3 protein-coding genes are annotated in these 2,382 nt (G+C 67.3%); 2 read left to right on the top strand and 1 reads right to left on the bottom strand.

From position 1 onward, the window contains the following. Nucleotides 1-172 precede the first annotated feature (172 nt). The gene (locus tag RTO53_RS17825; RefSeq protein WP_312239049.1) at nt 173-652 is read right to left on the bottom strand and encodes a peptidylprolyl isomerase; all 480 of its coding nucleotides are present in this window, start codon (nt 650-652) and stop codon (nt 173-175) included. Between the two features lie 111 nt (nt 653-763). Here RTO53_RS17825 and RTO53_RS17820 point away from each other — a divergent pair, with 111 nt between their 5' ends. Then, on the top strand, nt 764-1,303 hold the full coding sequence (locus tag RTO53_RS17820) for a C40 family peptidase (protein WP_312239048.1): 540 nt from the start codon (nt 764-766) through the stop codon (nt 1,301-1,303). Nucleotides 1,304-1,452: 149 nt separating this feature from the next. Then, nucleotides 1,453-2,211: a C40 family peptidase gene (locus RTO53_RS17815; RefSeq protein ID WP_312239056.1), complete on the top strand. Its 759-nt coding sequence runs from the start codon at nt 1,453-1,455 to the stop codon at nt 2,209-2,211. Nucleotides 2,212-2,382: the final 171 nt, after the last annotated feature.

Genomic DNA, 2,382 nt, shown 5'->3' with positions numbered 1-2,382 from the left:
GCTGCAGGGAAAGGGAAGCGGCGTTCACAGGCAGTCCGTGGATCTGGGCGCTCATTATGCCGTCGCGCCACGCGCGCGGGTCGTCCTGTCGCAGATACGCAACGGCCCGCCGAAGCGGGCCGTTGCATCGCCTCCGTCACCGGCCATCGATGCCGGCAACGGTGGTCAGCACTTAGTGCTGGTGGCCGCCATCGCCATGCACGTGGCCGTGCTCGAGTTCTTCGGCCGCGGCGGCACGCACGTCGACGATCTCGACGGAGAAGTGCAGGTCCTTGCCGGCCATCGGGTGGTTCAGGTCGACGTCGACCACGCTCATGCCGACCTTTTCCACGGTGACCGCGCGCGGGCCGAAGTTGGTCTGCAGCACGACCTGCTGGCCCGGGATCAGCCTGGTGGTACCGAAGTGCTTCTTCGGCACGCGCTGGGTCAGGCCTTCACGGCGTTCGCCATAGGCGTCGGCGGCCTTGACGTCCACCTCGAAGGTGGCGCCGGCTTCCTTGTCCATCATGGCCGCTTCCAGGCCCGGGATGATGTTGCCGTGGCCGATCAGGATCGCCAGCGGATCACGGTCCTTGGAGCTCTCGATCGGCTCCTGGCCCTGCTCGGCAACGGTGTAATGGAAACGGACGACGCTGTCTTTTTCGATCTTCATGCGCAACTCTGGCTGGTCGCTGCCGATGGCAGACGGGTGGGGCGGGTTGTTCCCCGCCGGATACGCCGCCATCATGACGGCCTTCTGAGGCCGCGCATTATCCGGTACATCATGCAGCTGACGCCAGTTTTGCCCGTCCTCCGTTCCGCTACCCGCCTCGCCGTGCTGGCCGCCGTCCTGCTGTTGAGTGCCTGTGGCGGCGGCAAGGCCACCCGCCCGAGCGCCCCACCCGCGTCCACCCAGGTCTGGCCCACCGTGGTGCCCAATGACCCGCAGGCGGCCAACGCGGTGCTGATGCGCGCGATCGGACTGGTCGGCACGCCGTACCGCTACGGCGGCAACACCCCCGAATCGGGCTTCGACTGCAGCGGCCTGGTGGCCTACGTCTACCGCGAGATGCTCGACCTGAAGCTGCCCCGCACCTCGCGCGACCTGGCCGCGGTACAGGGGCCGAAGATCGACCCGAAGCGGCTGGCCCCGGGCGATCTGGTCTTCTTCGGCAGCAGTGGCAGCGTGTCCCATGTCGGGATTTACGTCGGCGAAGGCCGCTTCGTGCACGCCCCCAGCACCGGCGGCACGGTCCGCCTGGACTCCCTCGGCGGGCCGTACTGGAAAGACCACTACACCGGCGCGAAACGTGTCCTGCACTAAACTGAACAGGGGCAAGGGCCAAATTTGTGATGGAAATCACACGTTTGTAAACGAAAATTTAACGGAATTTGTACCTAATCACCGCGCTTACACGGCATCATCACCCATCGTTTTTATTCAGTGACCGCCGCGTGACGACAGCCGACCTGATCAGCCAAGGCCACACCGCCGCTTCCCGGCGTAGCATCCGCCCCGTTTTCATTGCCATCGCGCTCTGCCTTGCCAGCCTCCCGGCCTGGGCACAGACCGCACCGGCCACCGCTGTAGACGCCGCTGCGGCTGGCGCCAGCACCTCCGAGATTTCCGCGACGGCAAAGCCCAAGGCTGATGCCCCCGCCCGCAGCAAGGCCGACGCCGCTGCCAGTGCCACCCTCGCCGCCCTGCTCCCGCACCTCGCGGCCAACGACACCATTCCCCTGATGGACCGCTCGGCGATGTTCGCCGGCGACCTCAGCCGCCTGCTCGCCAATTACGACGCCAGCAGCGGTGCCAACGGCGCCGTGGTCGGCGGCGCGGCCGACAACGGCAAGGTGCAGTCGCTGCTGCGCCGCGCGATGACCCTGCTGGGCACCCCGTATCGCTGGGGCGGCACCTCGCCGGACAGCGGTTTCGACTGCAGCGGCCTGGTCGGCTATGTGTTCCGTACCGCCCTGGGCATCGAGCTGCCGCGCGTCTCGCGCGAAATGGCCCACGACGGCGAAGCCGAACTGATCAACGACCGCAACGCGCTGGCTGCCGGCGACCTGGTGTTCTTCGGCCGCAAGGGCCGGGTCGACCACGTCGGCATCTATGTCGGCGAAGGCCGCTTCCTGCATGCCCCCAGCACCGGCAAGGACGTCCGCGTGGACAGCCTGATGACCGGCTACTGGAGCGCCAAGTTCATGCAGGCCCGCCGCGTCGACCTCTGAGGCCAGACCCGCCGGATCCTGAAAAAGCCGCTGCCCTGCAGCGGTTTTTTTTTGGCTGTCGCGAGCGTGAGCAAGCCACGCATGTCTGCCGGCCGTCGGTGGGTCGGGCGCTGGGGCCCCATGCCCTTGGAGGCGAAATAAAGGGGGAGGTGGCGGCCGCAGGCCGACGCC

Origin of the sequence: Stenotrophomonas sp. (assembly GCF_031995405.1) — a bacterium.
In the GTDB taxonomy this organism is placed as follows: domain Bacteria; phylum Pseudomonadota; class Gammaproteobacteria; order Xanthomonadales; family Xanthomonadaceae; genus Stenotrophomonas.
The sequence above is the reverse complement of the archived record's forward strand: the minus strand, read 5'-3'. Positions and strand labels throughout refer to the sequence as shown.

Coding starts and splice junctions, on each gene's coding strand:
- RTO53_RS17825 (WP_312239049.1), bottom strand. CDS start 652: ATGAAGATCGAAAAAGACAGCGTCGTCCGTTTCCATTACACCGTTGCC.
- RTO53_RS17820 (WP_312239048.1), top strand. CDS start 764: ATGCAGCTGACGCCAGTTTTGCCCGTCCTCCGTTCCGCTACCCGCCTC.